This window comes from Aeromonas caviae (assembly GCF_000819785.1).
GTDB lineage: Bacteria > Pseudomonadota > Gammaproteobacteria > Enterobacterales > Aeromonadaceae > Aeromonas > Aeromonas caviae.
This window is the reverse complement of record NZ_CDBK01000097.1, coordinates 1-5,036: the sequence shown is the minus strand read 5'-3', so window position 1 is coordinate 5,036 and position 5,036 is coordinate 1. Positions and strand designations below refer to the sequence as shown.

Genomic DNA, 5,036 nt, shown 5'->3' with positions numbered 1-5,036 from the left:
GGTGACCCGCCAGTCGATGTGACGCACCTCGTCACCGGCCTGATAGAGGCGAAGCTCCCTGAAATGCAGCCCGGGCTGGCGCCCGATACGCCCCTGGGCCGCCTGATGAATGCGGGCACGCTCGCCCTGGCGCGTCCAGAGGCGCACCGCCAGCAGCCGCTGGAGGGTGAGGGCGATGTCGGGGTGATCCCGGGGCTCGGCGACGGGGGTCATGGCGACAGGGCTGCCTGCGGGGGTCGGCTCAGGGGCATGGAATGGCATCCAGCAGCAGGGTGATGAGCGCCTCGCTATCGAGGTTGCCCGCCAGCGCCTGATAACTCGGGATGAGGCGGTGGCGCAGCACGGCTGGCGCCAGTTGCTGGATGTCTTCGGGCAGCACGAAGTCGCGCCCGGCGAGCCAGGCCCGGGCCCGTGCGGCTCTTGCGAGGCCGATGCTGGCCCTGGGACTGGCCCCCACCGCGACCAGGGGGTCTAACTCGGGGCACAGGCCGCTGCCGGGGCGGGTGGCGCACACCAGTTGCACCAGATAGTGCTCGAGGCGCCCCTGCATCTGTACCCCCTGAACGGCGGTGCGGGCTTCCATCAGGTCGGACTGGCTCAGGGTGACCGGCGGCGTCGGCAGGGCGTCGCCACGGGCGTTGAGTTGAAGGATGGCCAGCTCCATGGCGGGGCTGGGGTAATCCACCAGCAGCTTGAGCAAGAAGCGATCGAGCTGGGCCTCCGGCAGGGGATAGGTCCCTTCCTGCTCGATGGGGTTCTGGGTGGCGGCGACCATGAAGAGGGAGGGCAGGCGCCAGCTCTTCTTGCCCACGGTGATCTGGTGCTCGGCCATGGCCTCCAAGAGGGCGGATTGCACCTTGGCCGGCGCCCGGTTGATCTCGTCCGCCAGCACCAGGTGATTGAACAGGGGGCCGGGTTGAAACACGAAACTCGCATCCTGGGGATGGAAGACCTCGCTGCCGGTGAGATCGGCAGGGAGCAGATCCGGGGTGAACTGGATACGGGCAAAGCGCCCCTCCACGGCCCCGGCCAGCGCCTTGACCGCCCGGGTCTTGGCAAGACCGGGGGCCCCCTCGATCAGCACATGTCCTTCACATAACAGGGCGATCAGCAGCCCCTCGATGAGGGGGCCCTGTCCCAGGATCTGGTTGCCCAGATAGTCTCCAAGTGCTCTGAACTCGGCCGCTGCCATGCGATAAACCCGTTGTTTTTATGGAAGTTGATCTTTTTATACCCCAGTTGGCTCACAAGGGCGAGGGAGGGTGGCAAGATGGGGACAATTTAGTTTCAATCAGCTGTATGAAAGTTGTGAGTGGATTGTTAAGATGTGGCGCAATGAGGTCAGACCTCTGCCTTTTTAACCCAAGGAGCCAGGATGAAACAGCCATTGAAACTGACGACTCGCCAGGGCGAACGGATAGCCGTCGTGGCGGGTCTGCGCACCCCCTTTGCCAAGCAGGCCACCGCTTTTCACGGCGTGCCTGCGGTGGACCTGGGCAAACTGGTGGTGAGCGAGATGCTCGCCCGCACCGATCTCGACCCCAAGCTCATCGACCAGCTGGTGTTCGGCCAGGTGGTGCAGATGCCGGAAGCGCCAAACATCGCCCGGGAGATCGTGCTCGGCACCGGCATGAGCGTCAGCACCGATGCCTATAGCGTGTCGCGCGCCTGCGCCACCAGTTTCCAGGCGGTGGCCAACGTCACCGAATCCATCATGGCCGGCACGGTGGACATCGCCATCGCCGGCGGTGCCGACTCCTCTTCCGTGCTGCCCATCGGAGTCAGCAAGTCTCTGGCCCGCGCCCTGGTGGATCTCAACAAGGCGCGCAACCTCCAGCAGCGTTTCAATATTCTGCGCCGTCTGCGCCTGAAGGACCTGCTGCCGGTGCCCCCGGCCGTGGCCGAGTACTCCACCGGTCTCTCCATGGGGCAGACCGCCGAGCAGATGGCCAAGACCCACCAGATCAGCCGCGAGGCGCAAGATGCGCTGGCCCACCGCTCCCACACCCTGGCGGCCGAAGCCTGGGCGCAGGGCAAATTGAGTGGTGAGGTGTTCACCGCCCACGTGCCCCCCTACAAGTCGCCGCTGGAGCGGGACAACAACATCCGTGAAAGCTCCGATCTGGCGAGCTACGCCAAGCTCAAACCGGTCTTTGACCGGGCCCACGGTTCGGTGACGGCCGCCAACGCCACCCCGCTCACCGACGGCGCCGCCGCCGTGCTGATGATGCGCGAAGGGCGTGCCCGCGAGCTGGGTCTGGAGCCGCTGGGTTACATCCGCAGCTTCGCGTTTTCCGCCATCGATGTCTGGCAGGACATGCTGATGGGCCCCTCCTATGCCACGCCGCTGGCGCTGGACCGTGCCGGCATCACCCTTGGGGATCTGACCCTCATCGACATGCACGAAGCCTTTGCCGCCCAGACGCTCGCCAACCTCAAGATGTTTGCAAGCGCCGAATTTGCCCGTGACAAGCTGGGCCGGGATCAGGCCATCGGCGAGGTGGACATGGAGAAGTTCAACGTGCTCGGTGGCTCCCTGGCCTATGGCCATCCTTTTGCCGCCACCGGGGCGCGCATGATCACCCAGACCCTGCACGAGCTGCGGCGTCGGGGTGGGGGATTGGGGCTCAACACCGCCTGTGCGGCGGGTGGGCTGGGTGTGGCCATGGTGCTGGAGGTGGAATGATGAGTGCCAAGACTTTTTCCCTGGATATACGCAAAGACGGCATCGGCATCCTCACCATGGATGTGCCCGGTGAGAGCATGAACACCCTGAAGGCCGCCTTCGCAGACGAGATCCGCACCGTGCTGGCCGAGGTGAAAGCGAACGGGGATCTGATCGGCCTGGTGATCGCCTCCGGCAAGAAGGACTCCTTCATCGCCGGGGCCGACATCGCCATGCTGGCGGCCTGCACCAGCGCCCAGGATGCCGAAGCGCTGTCCCGGGCCGGACAGGAGGTGTTCGCCGAGATCGAAGCCCTGGGGATCCCGGTGATCGCCGCCATTCACGGCCCCTGCCTTGGCGGCGGGCTGGAGCTGGCGCTCGCCTGTCATGGCCGGGTGGTGACCGATCACGGTAAAACCGTGCTGGGCCTGCCGGAAGTGCAGCTCGGCCTGCTGCCGGGCTCCGGCGGTACCCAGCGCCTGCCGCGCCTCATCGGGGTGGCCAAGGCACTGGATCTGATGCTGACCGGCAAGCAGGTGCGGGCCAAACAGGCCAGGAAGCTCGGGCTGGTGGATGACATGGTGCCCCCGTCCATTTTGCTGGAAGCTGCCATCAAGCTTGCCAAGAAGGGCAAGCCGCGCCACCACCTGAAACGGGATCTGCAGGGCAAGGTGCTGGAGACCAACAAATTTGGTCGCAAGGTGCTGTTCGATCAGGCCCGCAAGGGGGTCAAGGCCAAGACCCGGGGCAACTACCCGGCGCCGGAGCGCATCATCGAGGTGGTGCGCATCGGCGTGGAGGAGGGGATGCAGGCCGGCCTGCTGGCCGAAGCCCGCCACTTCGGCGAGCTGGTGATGACGCCGGAATCCGCCGCTCTGCGCTCCCTCTTCTTCGCCACCACGGAGATGAAGAAAGAGGTGAGCTATCAGGGGGCCGAGCCGCGCAAGGTGGGTCATGCCGCCGTGCTGGGGGGCGGCCTGATGGGAGGGGGTATTGCCTTCGTCACCGCCACCAAGGCGGGGGTACCGGTGCGGATCAAGGATGTGGCGAGCGCCGGCATCGGCAATGCCATGCGTTACAGCTACGACCTTCTCGCGAGGAAGCTCAAGCGTCGCCAACTGCTGCGCAGCGAGCTGGAGAAACAGATGAGCCTGCTCACCGGCACCCTGGACTATTCCGGTTTCCACCGGGTGGACATGGTGGTGGAAGCGGTATTCGAGGACATCAACCTCAAGCACCAGATGGTGCAGGACGTGGAGCGCGAGTGCGGCGAGCACACCGTGTTTGCCTCCAACACCTCCTCCCTGCCCATCCACCAGATCGCCTCGGCGGCGACGCATCCGGAGCGGGTGGTAGGGCTGCACTACTTCAGCCCGGTGGACAAGATGCCGCTCGCCGAGATCATTCCCCACGCGGGTACCAGCGCCGAGACGGTGGCCACCACCCTGGCCTTCGCCCGGGCCCAGGGCAAGACCCCCATCGTGGTGAAGGACGAGGCGGGCTTCTACGTCAACCGCATCCTGGCGCCCTACATGAACGAGGCGGCGCGCCTGGTGCTGGAAGGGGAGCCGGTGGAGGTACTGGACGGCGCTCTGCTCGACTTCGGTTTCCCGGTCGGGCCCATCACCCTGCTGGACGAGGTGGGGATCGACGTGGGGGCCAAGATCTCCCCCATCCTCGAAAAAGAGCTGGGTGGCGAGCAGTTCCAGGCGCCCAAGGCCTTTGACAAGCTGCTGGAGGACGATCGCAAGGGGCGCAAGAACGGCAAGGGCTTCTATCTCTATGGCAAGGCGGCCCCGCGCAACAAGCTCACCGGCAAGGAGGGCAAGAAGACGGTGGACGCGAGCGTCTACGACGTGCTGGGCGTCAAGCCCCAGGCCAAACTGGCCAGGCAGGAGATCGCCGAGCGCTGCGTGCTGCTGATGCTCAACGAAGCGGCCATGGCCCTGGATGGCGGCGTGGTGGCCTCGGCCCGGGATGGCGACATCGGCGCCATCTTCGGTATCGGCTTCCCCCCCTTCCTGGGCGGTCCGTTCCGCTACATGGACAGCCTCGGCATCGACTATCTGGTGGGGCGCCTTGAGCACCATCAGAAGCGCTTTGGCGACCGCTTCGCCCCCTGTGCGCGGCTGAAAGCGATGGCGGCGGAGCAGCAGACCTTCTACTGATGGCTCTCGACGGCATACATCGAGCGAGGCGACCCCAAGGTCGCCTCGCTTTTTGTTGGGCATACCTTTCCGGTTTGGGGCGGGGACGCGAAGAAAAACGGGGCGGGGAGGGGTAAAACCTTGATCTGGCGCAAACTGGTGCCCCATTTATTACTTTGGTGGCATAGGACTCAGGCGCGGGTTGAGGTCAAATAGTCTCATCA

4 protein-coding genes are annotated in these 5,036 nt (G+C 65.3%); 2 read left to right on the top strand and 2 right to left on the bottom strand.

Going from position 1 to position 5,036, the window contains the following annotated elements; genetic code table 11:
- Together BN1120_RS17260 and BN1120_RS17255 are read right to left on the bottom strand one after the other, a co-directional pair.
- On the bottom strand, positions 1 to 213 hold a 213-nt coding region (locus BN1120_RS17260; protein WP_042017237.1), incomplete at its 3' end, for a DUF58 domain-containing protein.
- Positions 214 to 241: 28 nt separating this feature from the next.
- Positions 242 to 1,192: an AAA family ATPase gene (locus tag BN1120_RS17255; protein ID WP_042017236.1), complete on the bottom strand. Its 951-nt coding sequence runs from the start codon at positions 1,190 to 1,192 to the stop codon at positions 242 to 244.
- Between the two features lie 183 nt (positions 1,193 to 1,375).
- On the opposite strand from BN1120_RS17255, the gene fadI reads away from it, so the two are divergent.
- Both fadI and fadJ read left to right on the top strand, forming a co-directional pair.
- Complete coding sequence (fadI, locus tag BN1120_RS17250; protein ID WP_041215204.1) at positions 1,376 to 2,686, top strand: acetyl-CoA C-acyltransferase FadI; 1,311 nt, start codon at positions 1,376 to 1,378, stop codon at positions 2,684 to 2,686.
- Positions 2,686 to 4,833: a fatty acid oxidation complex subunit alpha FadJ gene (gene fadJ / locus BN1120_RS17245; RefSeq protein ID WP_042017243.1), complete on the top strand. Its 2,148-nt coding sequence runs from the start codon at positions 2,686 to 2,688 to the stop codon at positions 4,831 to 4,833. The genes fadI and fadJ overlap by 1 nt, the downstream gene beginning before the upstream one ends.
- Positions 4,834 to 5,036: the final 203 nt, after the last annotated feature.